Here is a 21449-nt window from a genome sequence, read left to right as displayed (position 1 = left end):
ACTTTCGCTGGCCGTCGACCTATGGGCTCCTACTATTGCACCGTTAGCCAGAGAGCGCCACCGATTCGGCGTGCATCGAGGTCAGGGGCATTTGCCCTGCACGACGGCTTTAGCAAGACCACCCCACTGATACGCGTAGACGGCCTCCCACTCCAGCAGCGAAAAACGATAGCGCCGGGGTGTTTCAGCAAACACCGCGTCGCTACCTGGGACGGCGAAGCACTGCTCGAAGACGAGCCGAGCGCGCGGGAGGTGATAGCGCCAGCTGACGACGATCACCCGTTGCCAGTGGCGTTCGTCGGCGAGACGGCGCGCGAACAGTGCTTCGCCACGGGTCGTGAGTGGGTCGGGACGGATGCAGGAGACATCGACGTCGACGACGTTGCACACCCGACGCATCACCGGATCGTCGTCGGGATACGGATTGGACAGGACGACGGTCGGCGCCCAGCCTGCGCGGGCGAGGCTGAGCCCGTAGTCCTCACGGCCGTCGTGTTCGCCCCCCAGGACGATGATGGCGTCCGCCCGTACGAGGGGGTCCACCACCGCGTGCGTGAAGACGACGTAGCCGCTGATGCCCATGTCGACCATGACGATCACCACCGCGACGACGATGGCCGCCATACCCGACAGGACCTTCCTGCCGAAGGTCATCGTCGCAGCAGGCGGGTTGGACTGGTCGCGCCGAGGGCTTGGCAGCTCCGACCTCAACGCCGACACTCATTCGTCACCGGCTTGCCTGCGAATCGGTCGACGATCCAGGTCAAGGCCTGGGTGAAGTCGATGTCGCCATGCCCCTTGCCGGGCTGTTCCTCCCACGTGATCGTGTCGCCCAAAGCGCAGGCTCTTGCGATTGCGTCGGTCGTCCACCGTGCGTCGACGAGCGCGTCCGCACTGCCGTAGACCACGTACATCGGAGCGGACAGCGGCCGCTGGGGCAGCGCCCAGGCTTGCAGCCGCTCACGCATTCGGCTCGCTGCGGCGGGCGACCGTGGGAGGAAGTCCTTCGCGGTCAATTCCAGAGCAGCCGCGGGGCGCTGATCTACCAGAGGTCCGGCGCAGGCAGACAGCACGTCCCACGACCGAGCCGCCGAACCTCGTCGATAGTCGTCCCGGTTGATCGTGGGATATCTACGGGCGAGGGATTCGATCAGGAGGACGATCGCGAGCCGCTGATCCTGGGTGAGCGTGCCGGCCTGTGCCTTGTCGACGAAGCCCGAGACGTCGGCAGCGGGCGCCAGCGCAACAGCTCCGACCAGATCGAGCCCGGGCGCGTACTCCCGCGCCCATTCGTCGGCCGCCCACGCCGCGGCGCCACCCTGGGAGTGCCCGAGGGCAGCCCACCGGTTGGACACGTTCTTGAACGTGGCGCGGAGGGCCCGTACGGCGTCGATCATGTTGAGACCGGCGGTCCTGGCGTCGGTGTACGGATGAACGCCAGGGGATCCCAGCCCCTCGTAGTCCGGCATCGCCACGGCGAAACCCTTGCTCGCCAAGCCGACGACGACCCCGGAAACTCCCATCAGCGACGCCGACATCGATGGAGCGCACGGCTCGTCGATCCCGGTCGTGCCGTGCCCGAAGGCGACGACCGGCCAACCGCCCGACGGTGGGACACCAAGGGGAACGAAGACCGCACCCGACACGACGGTCGGTGCTCCACCGTCCCCCGAGGTGGAGCGATAGACGACGCGCGCGGCCTGAAGATGGACCCCGTCCGAGCTTGCCGCAAAACCCGGCATCGTCGTGGCGCTGACCAACGATCCAGGTCCGCTGTCGGTGAGATCGGCGTTTTCGATGGGGACGGCAGACGCATTCGAGCGCGACGACGTCGCGACGAGCCCCGTCACGAGGTTCCACGACACCGGCAGCGACGCCACGACCGCGACTACGCCGAGCACGGCGGCGAGCGTCAGCGCAATTCTCCGAAGCGCCTTCACGAATCAGCCGGTCCCGTCCCGATGTGCCGCGCCCAGTTCACTGCCACTCTCATTCCGAAGGTTCGACAGGTGGGAGGAGGGCGGGGCAGTCGTTGCGAGCTGGTTCCCCGGCAAAGCGATCGTTGATCCACGGAAACGCCGTGGAGCCGTCGACGTCGGCGTGCCCCTTGTCGGGCTGCAGTTCGATCTGGATGACGTCGCCCATACGACACGCCGCGTCCAACGCTCGACTCGTCCACGTCGGGGACACCAGTTGGTCCTGCCCACCGTAGACGATCAAGAGCGGGGCGGTCGCCGGCTGCCGCGGCAGGGATTCTGCGAGGAGACGCCTCCGCAGGGCGTCGGCGGCCTGGGGCGAGGCAGGCGCCACATCGTCGGCCGTCAGCCGGTCGCCCAACTGATCCCGTTCGGCCGCGTCGGGACCCTTGCAGGCAAGGAGGACGTTCCACTTCTCGGCGGCCAGGCCCCTGCGGTAGTCGTCGAGGTTGAAGTCCGTGGACTCGTCAGCCAGCGCCGCCACGATCTGCAACAGGGCAAGCCTCTGCTCCGAGGTGAGCGTGCCGGAGGCGGCCGCATCTGCGAACCCGTCGATGGCAAGCGGGGGTGAGTAGCTCGCCGAACCCACCAGTTCGAGCTCGGGTGCGTACTGCCCGGCCAACTCATTGGCGGCCCACGCGGCCTGGCCCCCTTGAGAACCACCGAAGGCGGCCCACCGCTTCGACGTGGTGGCGACCAACTTTCGGGCGGCTCGCACCGAGTCGATGAGGTTGTAGCCCTCGGTCGTGGCGTCGAGGTAGGGGTGGTAACTGCCGTCGAGTCCCAGGCCCTGATAGTCGGACACGGCGACGACGAAGCCCGCCTTGACCAACCCGGTCACGGTCGTCGACAGACCGAGGAGCATGGGATCGAGCGACGGCGCGCACTCGGGCTGGATGCCCGTGGTCGCGTGCCCGTATCCGATCACCGGCCACCCGTCGGGCGGTGGTGTGCCCGCCGGCGCGAAGACGGTGCCCGAAATCCGTTGTCGGCTACCGTCGACGCCCGAGGTACTCAAGTAGGTGATTCGCGCGGCAACCGACGACACCGCGCTCAGGCGCCGATCGACCGTCGGCATCGTGTTCGCGCTCAGCAGCGAGCCAGGGTCTTGACCGCCGAATGAGCCCGGCAGGGCCGCACCGGACTCGGCGGTCTCGGTACTCGGCGCCGTGCCCGTACGACTGCCGCATCCGCTCGCGATCAACACGATCGACATCACGCAGGCGAGCAGTGCACCGCGGCGCGTCATGTCGTCCCTTCCGCGTCGACGGAGCCGTACTTGGCAATCGCCTCCGGGCACAGGTCGCGGTAGGCCAGCCACATCCGGTTGCCGAGTTCCCGTAGGCCTGCCCCGCTGTAGTGCCGGTCGACGTCGCTGTTGAAGGAGTCCCTGGGGCCGGGCACGAACGCCGTCGACTCACGCCGGTTGGGCGTGTCCTGGTGCACCGCATCGATTCCCGAGTAGTCCTTGTGGCTGCGCTCCATCTCCTCCGGCACCATCTGACCCAGCACGAAGGGGGTGTTGGCGCCGTATCGCTTCCGCAAGTCGTCGATCATGGTGTCGAGCTTCACCTGATACGTCGCCGGGGACATCAACGGCACGTCGGTCTCCCCCTGATGCCAGAGGATGACGGCAACCTCGCTGCCTGGGTGACGTTCCAGCGCGGCGTCGATGGCGCTCACCGCCTGCCGGTAGAGGTTGACCCTGGTGGATGTGTCGGCACCGTCCCACGTATAGCCGTTCTTGGGGGTGAACGAGGTGTCTCCGCGCGCGCCCGGGATGAGCAGTACCGTCCGCCCGGTGGTATCTGCCAGCCGCTTCGCGAAGGTGACCCCGAATCCGACGTTCTTGCAGGGTATTTCGTGGAACAACGGGTCTACACCGAGGACGGCCGTCCCCTTCGAGGGCCCCGACATCGCCCACTGATGGACCATCGGGTGGGGACGGTCGAGGTCGTCGAGGTCGAGGCCGAGACCCATTCCGAAGGCGTTGGACTGTCCCAGGATCGGCACGACCAGATACGGCAGATTCGGCTCGTCGACGGGGACACCGGGTTTGGCGATGCGCCGCTTGACGATGCACTTGAGGTCGACGAGCAGTCGCCGCCACAGCGGGCTGTCGCCATCGGGGTTCCTAGGGGCATTCATTCGACACCGGCCTTCCCTGGAAACGATCGTCGAGCCATGCCAATCCTCGGGCCCAGTCCACGTCTCCGTGGCCGACGCCGGGATCTTCGCGCCAGTCGACGACACCACCGAGCGCGCAGGCGCGTGTGATCGCCGCCAGCGTCCACGGCGGGTCGATGAACGTGTCGTCGGAGCCGAATTCGACGTACAGCGGCGCGGTGAGTGGCCGCTGCGGAAGCGCCCACCGGTCGAGGAGATCACGAAGACGGTCGGCGGCTTGCGGGGTACTTGGCTTGAAGTCGTCCGGACCCAGCGCCTTCATGGCCGCCGTCCGGTCATGCACGTCGGGTCCGCCGCACGAGGACAGCACGTCCCAATAGCGGGTGGCTGCACCGTGCCGGTAGTCGTCGAGGTTCAGGTCCGGATGGAGGCGGGCAAGCGAGAAGAGGATGCCCTGGAGAACAGGTCCCTGATCCTGAGTCAACGTGCCTGACACTGCCTTGTCGACCAACCCGGAGACGTCTGCAGCCGGTGAAAGACCAACGGCGCCGAGAAGTTTCAGCTCAGGCGCGTAGGAGCCCGCCTGTTCGTTGGCCGCCCAGGCTGCTCCCCCGCCCTGCGATCCGCCAAGGGCCACCCATCGGTCCGAGACGTCGGGGAACGTGTGCCGCAACGCACGCACGGCGTCGATCATGTTCAGCCCCGCCGTCTTGGCGTCGCTGTAGGGATGGATCCCCGGCGATCCGAGGCCCTGATAGTCGGCCATGGCCACGGCGTAGCCGCGCTTGGCAAAGCCGTCTACCACGGTCTCCTGCCCGAGCAGCGTCGGGGAAAGCGATGGCCCGCAACGCTCTTCCCAGCCAAGCGTGCCGTGTCCGAACGACACCACCGGCCAGCCGCCGACCGGTGCCGGGCCTAGCGGCGTGAACACCGTTCCGGACACTTCGGTGACAGAGCCGTCGTCGCCCGACGTGGACCGGTAGACCACCCGCGCCGAACGAAGGGACCTGCCGATGTTGGTTCGATCGAAGTCCGTCATCGCGACCGCGCTGACCAACGACCCCGGACCGCTCCCCGACAGATCGGCCGACGCGATGGACTCTGCCGGGCGCGACGTGGCGTCGGTGCTGCCGAACAGGCTCGCCAACGCGGAGCGGCCGACCGTCAAGGAGATGGCCGCTGCGACGACGACGATCACCAAAGCCGACACGATGAGCACGGAGATTCGTCGGCCCTTCACCCGTCACCGGGCCCGATGTCGTCCGAGATCATTCCTCGTACCACGGTTTGGGGCTCAGCCGCAGGATCGGACCCCCCTGCACGTCACACGAATTCTGCGCGTCTTCACCGGCGAACCGCTTCTGCACCCACCCGAGCGCCACGGCCCCGTCGATGTCGTCGTGCCCCCTTCCGGGAACGCTGTAGGCCTCGATGACGTCGCCCATCGAACATGCCTGAGCCACAGCGGCTTCCGTCCACGCGGGCGTGACCACCTTGTCGAGCTCGCCGAACACGACCAGCATCGGCGCCGCCGTCGGCGTCTTCGGCAGACTCATCTGCGTCAGGTATCCGCGGAGGCGATCCGCTGCGTCCGGGGTCGACGGCCGAAGGTCGTCCGGCGTGACCTGTTCGGTCAATCCGGTACGTTGCGCGACCAGCGGACCCGAGCACGCGGAGAAGACGTCCCACTTGTCCTCGACGATTCCGCGGCGGAAGTCGTCGAGATTCAGATCGGGGTGCTCTTCCTTCAACGAGTAGAGCACCCACTGCAGCGCAGAGGCCTGCTCGGGCGTCAGGGTGCCGGCGGCGGCGGCATCGGCCAGACCAGCCACGCTGGCCGCCGGGGCCATGCTGGCCGCGCCGACCAATTGCAGGCCCTGGCCGTAGTCGCCAGCCAATTCATTTGCCGCCCATGCTGCTTGGCCACCCTGAGACACCCCGAAAGCCAGCCAACGGGTCGACGCGTTCGGCACCAGCGTTCGCGCGGCGCGCACCGCGTCGATCATGTTGTAGCCGACGGTGGTCGAATCGAGATAGGGGTGGTAGGTCTGGTCCATCCCGAGGCCCTGGTAATCGGGCAACGTGACGAGGAAGCCCGAATTGACCAGGGTGGCAACCGGATCCGCGGAACCCAGGAGGTTGGGCGACCGCGAGGGGCCGCAATCGTGCTGGATGCCGGTGGTGCCGTGACCCATCGCGACCACCGGCCATCCGCCTGGCGGCGGTTCGCCCTTGGGCACGAAGACCGAGCCCGACACCAACTGCGAACTGCCGTCGATGCCCGACTTCGACTCGAATTCGATGCGCGCGGCCAGCGATGTCACCTTCAGGAGCCGACGATCCACCGTCGGCATGGTGACGGCGGCCTTCAGCGCGCCGCTGCCGGATCCGGTGAAGTCCGCGTCGACGGGCACACCCTGCATGCTCGACGCATCGCTGCTAGGGGGCGGCGCGGGTGCGGGCGCTCGTTCGCAGCCGGAAAGCAGCGGGGCACCAACGATGCCGACCGACACCACGGCGAGCGCGACCTTCCGAAGGATCATCGACGGTCCCCGTCGTCGCCGCCGATCGACTGTTCGGCGAGATGGGCGAGTTGCCCCCTATTCAAGATGCGGTCCTGCCCAGCGCCGGTCGCCAGCACCGCGAGGCAGCTCAGCACCAGTCCGAAGATCGCGCCAAACGTTGCGTTGGGGAGCCACGACGCACCGACGACCTGCGCAGACGTGGCCTGGTCGACGAGAACCAGCGCGGGCCCCGACTCGGTCCCCGTCCATTCCGTTTCCTGGGAGGCCTCGATGAGGTGACGTGTCACCGCATTGGCGACCTTCACGGTCTCGCCCGGGTCGCTCCCGCTCACCTGCACGTTGAGGAGAGCCGAGAGCGGATAGGAGAACTGCGACAGCGTTCCGGGGACGGTCTTCACGCTGATGCGTTTCGCGAGTTCTTCGGGCGTTTCGTCGAGCCCGAGTTCGTCGATGGTCCGCAACGTCACGATGGTCGACGTCGCAAGTTGGGTGTAGGTATCCATGCGGACCGACGCCGCGCGGTTGCCCTCGTAAGCCGAGCGGGTTTGCGCGTCGCCCGGCACCACTGCGAAGAGCTGGGTCGACGCGGCGTACACCGGCTCCCGCACGTACCGGTCGGACACCACCACCGCAACGGCGGACAGAATCGTCGCCAAGACGATCACCCACCAGAATCGCGACAGCATGTGAACGTAGTCGCGGACGCGGGGAACCCCCGCAGGCGGCCTCAAGACTGCCCCGGACAGGAGTCGGGGACGGTCTCACCGGTGAGGCGGTCGCGCAGCCACGGCAGCCCGTACGTGCTGTCCAGATCGCTGTGGCCCTGCCCGATGCTCTTCTCGATCTGCAGTCGATCTCCCTGTGCGCAGGCACGATTCACCGCGGACTCGAACCATGGCAGATCCACCAGGGTGTCCTCGGTGCCGTAGATCACCAACAACGGCGTGGTCAACTTGTTCTGCGGCAATGCCATCTGCGCGAGTAGGTCGTGCAGCCGGTCGCGGTCGGCGGGCGTCTCCGGTTTCAGATCGGAGTTCGTCATCTTCGAGCGAACGGCCAGGATGTCGTCGATGTTGGGCGGGAGACAGTCCAACAGCTGATCCCAGTGTTCGGCGGTGTACCCCCGCCGGTACCGGTCAAGGTCGAGGTCGGGGTGTGACCATGCCAGCGATTGGAGTGCGAATACGAGCGCAACGCGTTGGTCGGCGGTCAGCGTCCCGTTCCACGCGGCATCGGCCATCCCAGCCATGTCGGCGGCCGGCGCCATGGCCAACGAACCCTTGAGGTCGAGGCCCTGGCCGTACACGCCTGCGCGGTCAGCCGCCGCCCATGCCGCCATCCCTCCGAGTGAATGCCCGAAGGCCACCCACTGGTTGCTGAGGTCGGCGCCGACCCGCCGCGCCGCACGCACCGCGTCGATCATGTTGTTGCCGAACGTCTTCGAGTCGAGGAAGGGATGGTAGTAGCCCGGTACGCCAAGACCCTGGTAGTCGGTCATGGTGACGGCGAAACCGTTCAACACCATCGCCTGCATCATGAAGCCGTTCCCCGGCAGAGTCGGGAACCTACTCGGTGCGCACTTGTTGAGCACGCCGGTCGTTCCGTGCCCGAAGGAGATGATCGGCCAACCACCCTTGGGCGGCTGACCGGGCGGAATCGCCACCACACCCGACACCTCGGTCGGACTGTCGTCGACACCCGACGTCGATCGATAGACGATCCGGGCGTACGTCGCGTTGGCGTCCTCGAGTTCTTCGCTTCCGTGCATCACCTCGACCGAGACGAGCGATCCCGGCCCGTCGTCGACGAGGTCGGGCGGACCCAGCTGGGCCGCGCCGGTGAAGACCGGCTCGAATGTCTTGACCGCCGTGCCGTCGTCGTTCGGGGCCGTCCGCGTCTGGGGCGCGGTCGACGAGCAACCCGCGACGAGGATCGTCGTCGCGGCCACACACGCGAGACTCCGCCACACGGCCATCAGATCATCGACTTTCGCGCTTGGCGCCCGACAACCGATGACTGCCGGTCTCACTCGAACCGGACGCCGTCGTCGCAGGCAACTCGCCGTCGGTCGTGGGCTGCCCGTAGGACGGGCCGTCGTCGACGGACGACTCCGCCGATGCGGACGACTCCGGGGCGGTTGTCGTCGTCGCAGTTCGAGAAGCCCGGGCGCCGTCCGACACCTTGGCCAGTTCGCGCCGGTGGCCGGGCTCACAGGTCACCACGGTGCCGATGAGTTCGGCGTTGGCCGACTCGAGGACCCTGAGGGACGAGGTGAGCGCCCTGGTGGTGGTGTGGCCGATCCGCGCCAACACGATTGCGCCGTCACCGAGGGCGGCGGCGACGGCACCGTCGGAGCAACTCGTCAGTGGCGGAGTGTCGATGATCACGTAATCGAAGTTGCGGCGGAGGTCCTCGATCGCTGCGGCGGCGGACGGATCGCCCCACAAGCGCCTCAGGGTCGACGCCGACGGGCCAGCGGGCAGCAACGCAAAGGGCGCGCCGCCGGCGGATTCGATGACGGCCGACACGACGTCGTGGCTGCCGACCAGGGCCGTGCCGAGACCGCGCTGGGCGGCCTGGGAACGCTCGGCGTCGGTGAGGGCGAGGCGCTCCACGAGCGACGGATCGAGGAAGTCGCCCTCGACGAGGACGACCGAGCGGCCCGCCTCGGCGAAGACCGCGGCGAGGTCGATCGCAGTCGTCGTCCGGCCATCGCCCTTCGACGGACTGGTTACCGCGATCACCTGGGGACGCTGTCCCGACGCGGTGCGCGCGAACTGGAGGTTGGTCCGCAGCTCACGCAGTCGCTCGACGGCCACGCCACCCGCCTGAAGGTTGGCCACGGCGACGTTCGATCGATTCGGATCGGCGACGAGGGCTCCGAGCGCAGGTGACTTCGTGACCGCTTCGACACGGTCGCGAGCGCGGACGCGGGTGTCGAGCACGCCGATCCCCACTGCCAGCAGCAACCCGACGAGCAACCCGCCTACCGCGCCAAGACCGATCCGAGTCAGCAAAGACAGGCCAGCCGTCGTCGTCGGGTAGTTCGCGTCGTCGAGCAGGATGGCGCCGGCGGCGGGGGTGCCGCCGCGTCGCGACGTCTCGAGTTCGCTGACCAGCTGGACCAACTGATCGGCGACCGCGTTGGAGTAGGTCTGGGCCAGCGCCGGATCGGGGTCGCTGACCGTGATGTCGAGCAGGACCGTCTTCGGCAGGGGGGTCGCGGTGATCTTGGCACGCAATTGGTCGGCCGTGATCGGCATCTTGAGCTGGTCGACGGCCCGGGCGGCCACCTGCTCGCTCGTGGCGAGCCCGGCATACGAAACGACGCGCTCCTGCGAGAACAGGTTGTTCTGGTACGCGTCACCGACGGAGGTACCACTCTGAGTGGTGACGAACAGTCGCGCCGTCGACGCATATTGCGGAGTGGTCATGAAAGTGGTCGCGTAACCAATGCCAGCGCCTAGGACGGTGAGCACGACGACGAGCCACCAAAAGCGTCTGAAGGTACGCAGATAATCCCCGATCGCCACCGGGATCTCCATTCGTTTGAAGTTTGCCGCAACGGACCAACCATAGCTGGCCGAGGAACACAAAGCACGCCGCTGGCCGGGCACCCGCAGTTGCATTCAGCGAACACAACGCCGACTATTGAGACCGTGACAAGGGCGATGCGGTCGCGCAAAGAGCTGGCCACCGGCACCACGATTGTAGTCGCGTGCCCGGTCGTCGCAGCCCTGGCTGGCAGTGCGGACTCGACGGCCACACTCGCCGTCGGCGGGCTCGCGGCCCTCGCCATTGGGCTCTACGTGGGCATACGACACCCACAGTGGCTGGCATGGGGGTTGGCTGCGGCTCTGGGGATGCTCCCCTTTGGCTACTTTCCCGGGATCCACGTGCCCCTGTACTTGCCCTTCGCCGCCGGAGTCGTGCTGGCCGCCGTGGTGCACAGGGATGAGCCGAAACCATTTCACCCGATGGAGAAGGTGCTGATCGCCCTCGTCATCGCGTCATGGGTGTCCGTCGTGTTCACCGGCCGAACCGTCACCGACGTGTCAGAAGTCATCAAGTGGTCGGTGGCCACGTTGACCGTGATTGCTTTGCTGCGATTTCCCCCGGAGCTCCTCACCAAGTTCGGCCGCATTTACGTCTACTTTGCGACGTTGAACGCACTGTTCGGCATTGCCATCGTCGCCGCCGACCCCACGCAGAGTTTCATCAGAATCTTCAGTCCGTTTGGTTACGGCTTGGTCGCGACGGGTCGCTTCGTCTACACCGAAGAGGGTGCCCAGCGGTTCGTCCGCCTCGGTGGATTGTGGGTCGACCCCAACATGGCGGGTATCGGGCTGATCATCGCCCTCGCCCTCGCAATGGTTCTGTTCACGGGCGCGACGAGAGCCCTCCTCGTGGCCATCCTGTCGGTCGCCATCGTGCTCACCCTCAGTCGCTCCGCGATCTTCAGCGTTCTGGTCGGAGTCGTGCTGGTACTGGTGTTCCACTCCATGCGGACGCGCGATCGCAGCATCGCGCTCGGAACCATCGCTCTGGTCGCAGTAGCGGCAATGCTGACCCCCGCCGTGCGGACCCGCATCTTCTCCTCGTTTGGCTCCGACGACGTCGGCAGCGCGTCGCGAGCCGACGCAATTCGACAGTGGCCGAGCCAGATGGCGGGGCATTGGCCATTCGGCCTGGGCTGGGGCCGGCCGGAATTCAAGGATGGCAACACCGCGTTCACGCTGAACTTCGTCGCTAATGCGCCGTTGATCACGATTTATCGAGCCGGCATCGTGGTCGGTCTCATATTCATCACGTTGCTCGTCTTGGGCTGCGTGGTGAGCGGACGACTCATCAGGTCGAATTCGCTGCCGTACGCCATGTTCGGCGGAATCTTCATCGGCATGTGCTTCGTGGCCCTTCAGCTCGACCACATGGTGGCGACCATCCCGCAGGTGACCCTGATGTTCTCCGTGATGCTCACGTTCCTGATCTTCGTCGACCAGGAGCGACGAAGGACACGCGACGAACTCGTCGCCGTCGAGAGTGTGTCGACTGGGCGGCCGTCGATGCCGCCGCTGGTGGGCACGAAGATCGTCTAGTCCGCGTCCCGCCGGAGAGTCCGAGGTACTGTGCGGCGCGTGCCTCTTCGGTCGGCTCGTCGCGTCATTCAGGTGGTGATCGCCGGTCTTGCCGTCTGCCTGCTCGCAGGGGTCGTGGTGTCCTGCGAACGGCCGTCGGCCCCTCCGCGGCAGGTGCACGCCGTGCCGCCCGAAGGCGCCAAGGCGACCCCTGTGACCGTTGGCGTCGGGTTTCACGATCCCGAGACGTACTTCATGTCCGACGCCCAGATGAATCAGACGTTCGACTTGATGTCGGCGACCGGCGCGACTTATGTGCGGCTGATGATTCCGTGGGCGGGCGTCGAACGGGTTCAGGATGAGTTCGACTGGACGAAGGTGGACGAGACGGTGAAGGCGGCCTCCGCGCGGAAGCTGACCGTCGTCGCCGTCGTCAACGCGAGCCCCGCGTGGGCGGTCGCGCCGAACGTGCCCGCCATCATCGGTCGACCGGCGTCCGCCGGTCGATACGCGGACTTCTGCGCGAAGGTTGCAGGGAGGTACCGGGGCCAGATCTCCGCCTACGAGGTCTGGAACGAACCCAACGGCGCGCAGTTCTTCGCACCGTCGCCCGACCCCGCTGGTTACACCGAGCTACTGAAGGCTGCGTATTCGAGCATCAAGGGCGCTGATCCCGCCGCGACCGTCATCGGCGGGGTACTCGGCTCGGTGGTGGACCAGGGCGTCACGACGGTCGATCCCGTCCGGTTCCTCCAGCAGATGTACCTCGACGGGGCGAGAGATTTCATGGACGCTCTGTCGTTCCATCCGTACCAGTACACGTTGAAGTTCTCCGACGGCGCCTCCATCGCCAATTCACCCCTGAATCAAACGATTGCCATGCGGGAGTTGATGATCGCCAACGGCGATGCGGGCAAGAAGATTTGGGCGACCGAGTACGGAGAGCCGTCGACCTCGACCGACGACGCCGGGCAGGCTGCGTTCATCGCCGACTTCCTCACCAAGTGGCCCGAGATGCCCTACGCGGGACCGATCATGATTCACACCACACGCGACCGGTTGACGGGGAGCGGCGACCCCGAGGACGTCTTCGGCGTGTACCGCTCGGATTGGTCACCAAAGCCCGCTGCCCAGGCCGTCAAGGATCGGATCGCCCAGGGGGCTCCACGATCCGCCGAGTACGAACGCTTTAGCGCCGTCACAGATCTCACTTACGGCGACGTGCTCAGCCCCGTCTACCGGGCGACGCCGACGGTCTGGGCTCAACGGCGCACCGCCGCCACTGTCTACGAGACGCCGACGGGGATGATGTCGTCGCCAAACCCGGTCGCCGACAAAGCCAGTCGATACGGCCTGGTGCCCACCACCCCGTTCGCCGACGGTTACCAAGACACGGATTCGCCCGCGGGCGTGCGGATTTGGTGGTCTGCCGCGACCGGCGCCCACGCCGCGGGTCGCGGCATCGTCGAGGCGTGGACTCCGCGGCTGGGTCTAGCCATGTCCGACGAGGAGCCCCAGACGTCCGGGGTGAAGGTTCAGTTCGAACACGGCTACATCACGTGGCAGCAGGACACCGGCGCCACGGTTCATCTCATCTGACGGGTTGCAGACCCGCCTGGACCAGCGCTTCAACCGCCTTCTGCGGCCGCTTCTGCTCCCAGTGCGTCCGATTCGCGTCGTACAGGTCACGTCCCGCCTTGACGGCCACGTCACGATCGAGCAGCATCCGGCGGCATTCTGCGACGAACTCGTCGTCGTCGTCGTACGTCGACATGCCGAGCACGGTGGTGAGGGAGCCCACCGCGGGTCCGCTTCCGACCACCGGTAGACCCTGGCTGGCGGAGTCCAGCAGCTTCACGCGTACTCCCCCGCCTGTTCTGATCGGCGCCATCAGTGCGCGACAGGTCTTGAGGAACGCAGGAAGATCGTCGACGAAGCCGAGGTCGCGAACCCGGTCGGGATACACCGGATCCGTCGACCCGGTCTTCTTGGCTCCGACGATGCACAGCTCCGCGTTGGGAATGCCCTCGGCGATCCGCGGCCACAATCGCAGTGCGATGTGGAACGCCTCCTCGTTCGGCGGCCAGTCGCGGCCACCGAGGAAGACCAACCGCTGACCACTTTGCGAGATGTCGATCTGTTCGATCGGCGGCAGCGTCACCTCCATGAAGCGCGCACCGGGAACACCGTTGGCGCGGTACATCTCGGCTTCCTCGATCTCGTAGCAGCCGACGGCGTTGGCCAATTTCGCCACCCGAAGCTCGTCGCGCAGCAGGCGAGGAGCCTCGATCTTGCCGAGTAGCCCTCGCGTCGCGAGCCACACCTGCGATTCGGTGTTGATGGTGTTCACCACGAAGCCCTTGTTGCCGAAGTGCTTACTGCGGATGAAGGATTCGGCCATGTAATTGTGCTCGCAGAAGAACACGTCGTCGTCACCGGCCTCGATCGCCTCGACCAACTCGTCGGTGTCGAACCGAATGTGGACCAGACTGCGCCGCTTCCGGATCGCTCCGGTCAGCAACCCCACCTTGTCGACCGGATGCTGGACGATGCGCTTGAGGCGAAGACCACCCTTGACCACGTCGACCGTGGTGTCACCGGGCGGCTCGTCCGACAGGCAAATGGCGCGAATGTCATAGGACTCCGCAGCCAGGCGCAACGCCACCCTTGCCAGTTCGACATCCCCACCGTGTTCGGTCTTGGGATCCTTGGACACCAGGAATGCAACCTTGGTCATGCGCCTGCGGGCTCCTTCTTTCGATAGATGGCTAGCAAGTAGATCACCAGCAGGGTGGCGTCGGTGGCGACCGTGGCGATCGCCGCCCCAATGGCCCCAAACTGCGCGAGCGCGGCGACGGCGCCGAGCTTCACGGGAACCAACCCCAGATTGGCGCTCAGCCGGATCAGGTCGCGCCGCTGCGCGTACAGGATGACGGCGAGCACGGAACTCATCGTGCGCATGGCGCAGAAGGCCGACATGATCAGCATCGCGACGCCGAGCTGGGTCGGCGCGGGCGTCAGCAGGAGTACGACTCCTGCGATGACCACCAGCGCACCGGTGCCGAGCCCGAGCATCACGATGTGCTTGAGCGAGGGTCCCGTCGACAGGTCACCGCCACTGCGGCGCAACGGCTCGTTGTAGGTCATGGCGAAGGATTGGCCAATGGCGGCCAGCGCGACCGTCACCGTCACGGTCAACGCGTAGTAGCCGACCGTCGTGCTGTCCGTGAGGAAGCCAAGGAGCAGTACGTCACCCTGGAGGTATAGGCACATTCCGAGCATCTCGCCGACGAGTGCGGCGATGAGCTTGGGCGGACCGGGTACGCCCGGACCATGTCCCCACACCCGCCGTGCGGCAAGTCCAAGCACGACGAGGTAGGGAGAGCAGTAGAGCAGGCTCGCGATCTGCAGGCTGGGGTCGTCGACGCCGAACAGGTAGCTGCCTGCGATGGCCACGCTGGTGACCTGCCGCACAGTGTCCATCCGCCAGGTGAGTTGCGGATGACCGTCGCGCGCAGCTTGGCTCTGATAGGACTTGAACACCATCTCGCCGCCGGCAATGGCCAGCCCGAACCACGCGATGTAGTTCACGCCGATCAAGCACGCGCCCAAGGCCATCAGCGTCAGGCCGAGCAGGAACCGGCTGGTTCGCTCCGCGCGGAAGTGCTCGTCGGACTCGCGCATCGCCCGTACGTTGAACGGGTTGTCCAACGGGGGGCCCACGACGGCGGACAGGGCGAATCCCATTCCGTACCTGCCGTAGTCGCCGACGCTCAACTTCCCTACCAGCGCCAGCGTCCACAGCATTCCGACGCCGCGGCCGCCGTACATCCAGCCCACGGCAACGAGTGTCTTCAGGATGTTGCGCGGGGCGGCCGCACCCTGTGTGGTGGGGTCAGGCACCTTCGGACTGACCGCCCAGGATGTCCGACCACGCCGCCACGAATGCCTCTGCAGTCATGCGCGTCGACCGCTCATCACGGGTGCGCTCGGCGTTCCTCCCCAGTTGCGCGACCCTGTCGTCGTCGTCGACGAACGATGCGATCGCGTCGGTGAAGCCGGGCGGCAGCGCATTTTCATCGCCGGCAGCCATCGGCACGACCACCGCGCCGGTCTCGGCGTCGAACTCCGCCAGCGAGCCGTAACCGGTGGCCACGATGGGGGTGCGGTAGGCCAGCGCATGCGCGGCGACCGACGAGGCGGGAAACGTGTCGGCGTAGAAGTGCCGCTTACCGTAGGGAATGACGATCGCGCGCACCGACTCGAAGAAGGCGTCCTCCTCGGCCCCGTCGATGCCCCCGACGATCTCGATGCCGTCGGCTCGCGGCAGCGCCTCGGTACCGCGCCCGGCGATGCGAATCAAGATGTCATCGGGCAACTCCTCGCGGATCTGCGCTATTTGCTCGAAACCCTTTCCGCGATAGACGAGTCCGAAGAAGCCGATCGCCTTCGGCCGGTCTTCCGGCGGCTTGATCTCGGGCTTGTCCGCGACGCGGTACGGCACGTAGTGGGTGTGCATCCTCGGATAGACCCGGTCGATCGACGCCTGCCCGGTCTTGCTGAGGGCGAAGATGTGGCGGCGGTCGTTGACCTTGCCTTCCAGCCAGCGCGAGACCGGACGAAGCGGATAGTGGAAGCCATGCATGAGCAGCTTGTGCTTGGCCACGAAACGGGTGCGGGCGGTGAACCACAGGGCTTGCGGGGGGTCGTGCACGGTGAGTGTCACCGGAACATCGTCCAAACCGGCGATCGACCAGAACGGCGACAGCATTCCGCAGCCAATCTCGCTGTGGACCAACACCTTTCCGACCGGCCACGACGCCACGAGATCGCGAATGCGCTTGCGGACCCGCCGTACGTCGGCCCAGGTCTCGTCACCGGGCCCGGAGACGCGGACCTCCGCGACGTCGCCGAAGTGCGAGCGGTAGGCCTCGACCAAGTCTTCGGTGTAGTCCCCGATCGCCGTCACGTGATTCCGCGGGCCGACGTAGATCAGGCGATAGTCCTTGAGATCGACGGCCATCAAAAGAAGAGCGGACGGTAAGGGCTGCTGTACTTCAGAGCCTCGGGATTGCGCTTGGTCAGCACCTTGGCGGGAACGCCGCCGACGACGTCGAGTTCCTCGATGTCCTTGGTGACCACGGCGTGGGCCGCGACGACTGCGCCGCGCTTGATGTGCGACGGGAGGATCATCGCCCGACTCGCGATCCACACGTAGTCCTCGATCACGGTCGGGATCGGCATGGGGAGGAAGTCCGGGTGGTTGATGTCGTGGCCACCACCGAGGATATGGGTGTCGCTGGCGATGTTCACGTTGTCGCCGATCGAGATCCCGGCCCGCGAATCCAGAAAGCAGCGGAAACCGATGGTGGTGTAGTTGCCGATGGTCAAGAACTCCGGATCGAACACCGTCACGCCGCGCATCAGGGTCGACTTCTCACCGATGGTGGTGCCGGCGACCCAGCGCAGGAAGTTCTGTCGCACGAAGTGCGACGGGATGTAGGTGACGATCATGTTGTACAAGATCGTGGAGATGCGGTTTCGCGCCTTGCGGGCGAACGTCATGCCCTGCATCTTGTAGGCCACGACGCGACCGTCCGGACCAAGTTCCCATTCGGGATCAGGGGGCAACTTCAACCCGGGGGCCGCGGCCAACTTCCTCGCGCGGTCTTCGGGGTCTGCCTTGAAGGGCTCTGGTATCACGCGTCATTCTCCCGTGTTGGTGTCGACTCGACCAGTGGTCGAGAAATGTCTTCCGGCAAGGTCTTCGAAGATGCCGCCCACCCGGCATCGGCGATGCGACCACTCACTTCGGCCTCGCCGCCAGTGCGTCCACCGCCGCCACGAGCTCCTCGGCGTAGTGCTCCTCGGTGAAGAGTTCGACGTGCGCGCGGATCTTGTCCGGATCGAAATGAGACGCGCTGAACCGGTCGAGGGCGTCGGCGATCGATCTGGAGTCGGGCTCGTCGAAGTACAGCCCAGTCACGCCCTCGGCAACCGTGTCGAGGAAGCCACCCCAGCGCAACACCACGCTGGGTTTGCCCCACACCCCCGCTTCGATCGGCGTCAACCCGTAGTCCTCGTAGCTTGCCGCGATGAGCGCCCGAGAATTGGCGTACAACCACGACATTTGACCGTCGGTGAGATCGCTGAGCATGAAGACGTTCGAGGTCTTGCCCGCCGCGATCCGCTCGGCGTCCGGCCCCCGACCCACGACGACGAGGCGTTCGGACCGGCCCGCGAAGGCGCCCACCACCGCGTCGACGTTCTTGTACGGGAGTAGTCGGGATACGCACAGATAGAACGAGTCGTCGTGATTGGTCTCACCGTCGGCGGCGAGCCACTGCGCGAGTTCCGGTATCGGCTCGGTCGTGGCGCTCGAGGTCATCGCCACCGGCGACCACAGCACGTCGGCCTTGATTCCGTACGTGGCTGCGATCCGTTGCTGGACAGCGGTCGACACCGCGAGGTACTGGTCGCACGACTTGGCCGCGCGGCGATCCCAGGCGCGCAAGAACGGCGCGGTGACAGTGAGCAACGCACGCTTGAGTGGATGGCTTCCGTCGCCGAGATACATGTCGCTCAGGTAGAGCCAGCGGGCCGGCGAGTGGCAATGCACCAGCTTCCGCCCGTTGGTCGTGAAGCCGTGCGCCCAGCCGCTCGAACTGGTCACCACGACGTCGGCGTCGATGTGCATGCCGTTCGCTGCGAACGGCAGGATCGGCAACGCGGCGCGGTGGTGTTTGCGAATGGGTCCGAGCGAATTCAATGGCGATACTCGAATATCGCAATTGGCGAATTCCGGATAAGTGTTCTCGGGGTCGTACAGCAACGTGTAAATCGGGGCGTTGGGGAAGATGCGAGACATCGAGAGGACGACCTTCTCGGCGCCCCCACGCTGGGTGAGGTAGTCGTGTGCGATCGCCACGCGCGGCCCGTCGAGGCCGTCGTATTTCCGGACAGGAGGCACCCTGGACATCCCTCTCGCAGGTGTATTATTCGGCGGGTTGCGAAACCGGTTTCCGTCCCTCCGTGGCTGCGTCCATGAAACCTCAAAGCGGGAGTAGTTTCAACTCTCGGCAAACTCCCGCAGGTCGGCTGGGCACGCATTCGGCGCCGCTCTGCGCGGCCGCCGCGGAGCCTCCGGGATGGACTCGATCACGTCACCCCAAGAGAGCTTCACCGGACCAATCGTAGCGGCAGATTCGACCGGCACCCGTTCGGGCACGTGGGCCGACCTCGGCAAGCGCACGACAGCTGCGGCACGCGGTGAGCTGTAGAGCCCGCAACGGCCCCCCGCACGTCCGCGGTCGGCTACATGAGGTCGTTGGCGGGCACGTCGTCACGGTGCTCGCGGTACCACGCCACGGTGCGTTCGAGACCTTCGTCCAATCCGGTCACCGGAGCCCATCCCAGCGCGCGCATCTTCGTGATGTCGGCGCAGCGACGTGGTGTTCCGCCGTACTTGATCTCGCCAGGCCGGATGTCGAGGTCGACGCCCACGATGGATCCGATGCGTTGCGCGAGGTCACGGATGGAGACTTCTTCGTCGCTACCGATGTGGTAGATCTCTCGGTGGCCGCCCTTGTCGTACATGGTGAGAATGCCTTGGACGACGTCGTCGACGTAGCAAAACGATCGCGTTTCAGAACCGTCACCCTGAATGTCGAACGGCGCCTTGCCTTCTGGATGTGCGTCCTGCGCCGCCAAGGCACGCATGATGAACTGCGGCTCGACGTGCTTCCACCCCATGTTGGGTCCAAACACGTTGTGCGGCCGGAAGACCTGCACCTGCCGATAGTGTTCGCGACCATAGTTGAAGGCGATCAGCTCGCTGACGATCTTGCCCCCGCCATAGGAGTACCTCGGGTTGAGGCTGTCCGGCAGCATCAACGGGATCGTCTCGGGCGTCGGGATGATGGCGGGTGTCTGGTACACCTCAGCGGTGGAGGCCACCACGAGGTCGGGCACACCCGCGGCGCGGCCCGCGTTGACGACGGCCAGCGCACCCAGCATGCCCACTTCGAGGACGAGTTCGGGTTGCGTGTAGAAGTTCTCGGTGCCGTTGACGGCGGCGAGATGCATGACCACCTCGGCGCCGGCGAACGCCTTCTCGAGAGCGGCTTGGTCGCGCACGTCGCACGTGTAGAGGTCGACGTCATCGGCGACCTCGGCGAACCGCGTGGCGTCGCCGCGCACCATGTTGTCGACGACCGCGACGTCCCAGCCGTCGCGCACCAGGCGCTTGACCAGGTAGGCGCCGATGAAGCCACCCCCACCGGTGACGACGACGCGCTTACCCACGGACTGGCTCCGCTGCACCCACGGCGCCGGCTTTGCCCACGGCAAAGTACGAATCACCGAGTTCTGACGCCGGCAGATGGCTGAAGTGGTTCCAGTAGTCGAAGACGAAGCCGTCGGGATTCATGAATTCCTTCATGGCCCTGGGCGAGATGGTCTTGAGCGACGGGTGATTGTTGCCGATCACGACGACGTCTGCCCCGTTCACGGCGTCACCCAGTCGACTGAAGTTCCGCTCCTCCGGGAACTCCTTGGCCAACTCGTCCTGCGCAGTGACCGGGTCGTACACGCCGATCTCGGCACCCGGGAGTGCCTTCTTCAGGGCGTCGAGCACCTTGATCGACATCGAGCCGCGCAAATCGCTGGTCTCGGGCAAACCCTTGAAGGCCATCCCGACCAGGTTGACCTTGAGCGGGCCCGACAGCCCCCGACGCTTGATCTCGCCGCTGATGAACGCGACGGTCTCGTCGGGCTGGCGCTCGTTCACGACGCGGCCCGCCGCCGTGATCTCCATGTCGATCCCGCGGCTGCGCGCGCTCTCCATCAGGATGTGCGGGTCCTTCTCGAGGCAGGGGCCGCCGACGAGCCCCGGTAGCGGGATGTTGGTCCGGCTGTACCCGAGCTTTCCCGCGGAGATGACCTCGTATGCGCTGACGCCGAACGCGTCGCACACTCGGGCGACTTCGTTGGCGAAGGCAAACTGGACGTCGCGGAAGGTGTTGCTCACCAGTTTGGCGATTTCCGCAGTTTCGATGCTGGACACGAGAACGATGGAATTGGTCAGTTTGCGGAAGACCGCTGCGGCGCGATCGGCCGTCGCCTGATCGTCGGCGCCGACGATTTGCGGTAGCTCGCGCAATTCCTGCAACGCCTTGCCCTCGAGGGTGCGCTCGGGACACATTGCGATGTCGAACTTCTTGCCGCTCGCGGCCAGGATCGGTGACACCACGTCACGGGTCGTGCCGACCTTGACAGTCGACCGGAGGATGACGAGGGCACCGTCCTGCATGTTGGAGGCGATGTCGCGAGCCGCGGCCTCGATCATGTCAAGCCGGGCAACACCTTCCGGAGACAGTGGCGTACCCACGGTGATGATGTAGATGTCGCAGCCGAAGCTCTCGTCGAAGGCCTCCGCGGCGACGAGTTTCTTCGACTGGGTCACGCCGGCAAGGGCGTCCGGGAGGCCCGTTTCCGTGAAGTGCGGGATGCCCGCGTTGGTCATCTCGACGAGGTCGGAGCGCTTCTCGACACCGATCACCGAGTTGCCCGCTTCGGCGAGCACGGTAGCCAGGGTGAGACCTACGTAACCAAGGCCCACAATTCCAATGTCGTACTTTGCTGGCAAACCGCTCATTCCTCAAATTATTACAGCACCTGCCCCCGCGACTCCAAGTCTGACCGCTGCGGCCCAGGACCGCATTTCGACGTGGGTGCGCCTTCACCAG

18 protein-coding genes are annotated in these 21449 nt (G+C 66.0%); 2 read left to right on the top strand and 16 right to left on the bottom strand.

Annotated elements, in window-relative coordinates:
• Positions 1-81: 81 nt before the first annotated feature.
• Genes H7K45_RS15780 through H7K45_RS15740 form a run of 9 tightly spaced genes read right to left on the bottom strand, consistent with a single transcriptional unit; the run spans position 82 to position 10173 of the window.
• Positions 82-654 (bottom strand): YdcF family protein, encoded by a 573-nt coding sequence (locus tag H7K45_RS15780; RefSeq protein WP_263996733.1) that lies wholly within the window; start codon positions 652-654, stop codon positions 82-84.
• Positions 655-707: 53 nt separating this feature from the next.
• Positions 708-1940 (bottom strand): lipase family protein, encoded by a 1233-nt coding sequence (locus tag H7K45_RS15775; protein WP_263996732.1) that lies wholly within the window; start codon positions 1938-1940, stop codon positions 708-710.
• Positions 1941-1989: 49 nt separating this feature from the next.
• On the bottom strand, positions 1990-3225 hold the full coding sequence (locus H7K45_RS15770; RefSeq protein WP_263996731.1) for a lipase family protein: 1236 nt from the start codon (positions 3223-3225) through the stop codon (positions 1990-1992).
• Entirely contained in the window at positions 3222-4124 is a 903-nt protein-coding gene (locus tag H7K45_RS15765) for a sialate O-acetylesterase (protein ID WP_263996730.1), read from the bottom strand. Before H7K45_RS15765 ends, H7K45_RS15770 begins: the two co-directional genes overlap by 4 nt.
• A complete protein-coding gene (locus tag H7K45_RS15760) occupies positions 4111-5343 on the bottom strand; it encodes a lipase family protein (protein WP_263996729.1) in 1233 nt (410 codons plus the stop codon). Before H7K45_RS15760 ends, H7K45_RS15765 begins: the two co-directional genes overlap by 14 nt.
• Before the next feature lie 28 nt (positions 5344-5371).
• Positions 5372-6646: a lipase family protein gene (locus tag H7K45_RS15755; RefSeq protein ID WP_263996728.1), complete on the bottom strand. Its 1275-nt coding sequence runs from the start codon at positions 6644-6646 to the stop codon at positions 5372-5374.
• The gene (locus tag H7K45_RS15750; RefSeq protein WP_263996727.1) at positions 6643-7314 is read right to left on the bottom strand and encodes a YveK family protein; all 672 of its coding nucleotides are present in this window, start codon (positions 7312-7314) and stop codon (positions 6643-6645) included. Before H7K45_RS15750 ends, H7K45_RS15755 begins: the two co-directional genes overlap by 4 nt.
• Before the next feature lie 41 nt (positions 7315-7355).
• Positions 7356-8576, bottom strand: a complete 1221-nt coding sequence (locus H7K45_RS15745; RefSeq protein WP_263996726.1) for an alpha/beta fold hydrolase — start codon at positions 8574-8576, stop codon at positions 7356-7358.
• 31 nt (positions 8577-8607) lie between these two features.
• Complete coding sequence (locus tag H7K45_RS15740; protein WP_263996725.1) at positions 8608-10173, bottom strand: tyrosine-protein kinase domain-containing protein; 1566 nt, start codon at positions 10171-10173, stop codon at positions 8608-8610.
• A gap of 114 nt (positions 10174-10287) precedes the next feature.
• Between H7K45_RS15740 and H7K45_RS15735 the strand changes: the two genes are divergently transcribed.
• Together H7K45_RS15735 and H7K45_RS15730 are read left to right on the top strand one after the other, a co-directional pair.
• Positions 10288-11724 carry an O-antigen ligase family protein gene (locus tag H7K45_RS15735; RefSeq protein ID WP_263996724.1) on the top strand — a complete coding sequence of 479 codons (1437 nt, stop codon included), beginning with the start codon at positions 10288-10290 and terminating at the stop codon, positions 11722-11724.
• Positions 11725-11763: 39 nt separating this feature from the next.
• Positions 11764-13302: a cellulase family glycosylhydrolase gene (locus H7K45_RS15730; RefSeq protein WP_263996723.1), complete on the top strand. Its 1539-nt coding sequence runs from the start codon at positions 11764-11766 to the stop codon at positions 13300-13302.
• On the opposite strand, the gene H7K45_RS15725 is transcribed toward H7K45_RS15730, so the two are convergent.
• The 7 genes from H7K45_RS15725 to H7K45_RS15695 all read right to left on the bottom strand — a co-directional run bounded on the left by H7K45_RS15725 (position 13295) and on the right by H7K45_RS15695 (position 21358).
• Positions 13295-14440, bottom strand: coding sequence for a glycosyltransferase (locus H7K45_RS15725; RefSeq protein WP_263996722.1), 1146 nt, complete (start codon positions 14438-14440; stop codon positions 13295-13297). The genes H7K45_RS15730 and H7K45_RS15725 overlap by 8 nt on opposite strands.
• Entirely contained in the window at positions 14437-15606 is a 1170-nt protein-coding gene (locus H7K45_RS15720) for a lipopolysaccharide biosynthesis protein (protein WP_263996721.1), read from the bottom strand. Before H7K45_RS15720 ends, H7K45_RS15725 begins: the two co-directional genes overlap by 4 nt.
• Positions 15599-16726: a glycosyltransferase family protein gene (locus H7K45_RS15715; RefSeq protein ID WP_263996720.1), complete on the bottom strand. Its 1128-nt coding sequence runs from the start codon at positions 16724-16726 to the stop codon at positions 15599-15601. The genes H7K45_RS15720 and H7K45_RS15715 overlap by 8 nt, the downstream gene beginning before the upstream one ends.
• Positions 16726-17406 carry an acyltransferase gene (locus H7K45_RS15710; RefSeq protein ID WP_263996719.1) on the bottom strand — a complete coding sequence of 227 codons (681 nt, stop codon included), beginning with the start codon at positions 17404-17406 and terminating at the stop codon, positions 16726-16728. The genes H7K45_RS15715 and H7K45_RS15710 overlap by 1 nt, the downstream gene beginning before the upstream one ends.
• A 103-nt stretch (positions 17407-17509) precedes the next feature.
• The gene (locus tag H7K45_RS15705; protein ID WP_263996718.1) at positions 17510-18682 is read right to left on the bottom strand and encodes a glycosyltransferase; all 1173 of its coding nucleotides are present in this window, start codon (positions 18680-18682) and stop codon (positions 17510-17512) included.
• A gap of 335 nt (positions 18683-19017) precedes the next feature.
• Positions 19018-20007 carry an NAD-dependent epimerase/dehydratase family protein gene (locus H7K45_RS15700; protein ID WP_263996717.1) on the bottom strand — a complete coding sequence of 330 codons (990 nt, stop codon included), beginning with the start codon at positions 20005-20007 and terminating at the stop codon, positions 19018-19020.
• Positions 20000-21358: a nucleotide sugar dehydrogenase gene (locus H7K45_RS15695; protein ID WP_263996716.1), complete on the bottom strand. Its 1359-nt coding sequence runs from the start codon at positions 21356-21358 to the stop codon at positions 20000-20002. The genes H7K45_RS15700 and H7K45_RS15695 overlap by 8 nt, the downstream gene beginning before the upstream one ends.
• Positions 21359-21449: the final 91 nt, after the last annotated feature.

The organism is Mycobacterium yunnanensis (assembly GCF_025823185.1).
Lineage (GTDB): Bacteria > Actinomycetota > Actinomycetes > Mycobacteriales > Mycobacteriaceae > Mycobacterium > Mycobacterium yunnanensis.
Note: the sequence above shows the minus strand (reverse complement) of the source record. Positions and strands in the feature narration are given on the sequence as shown.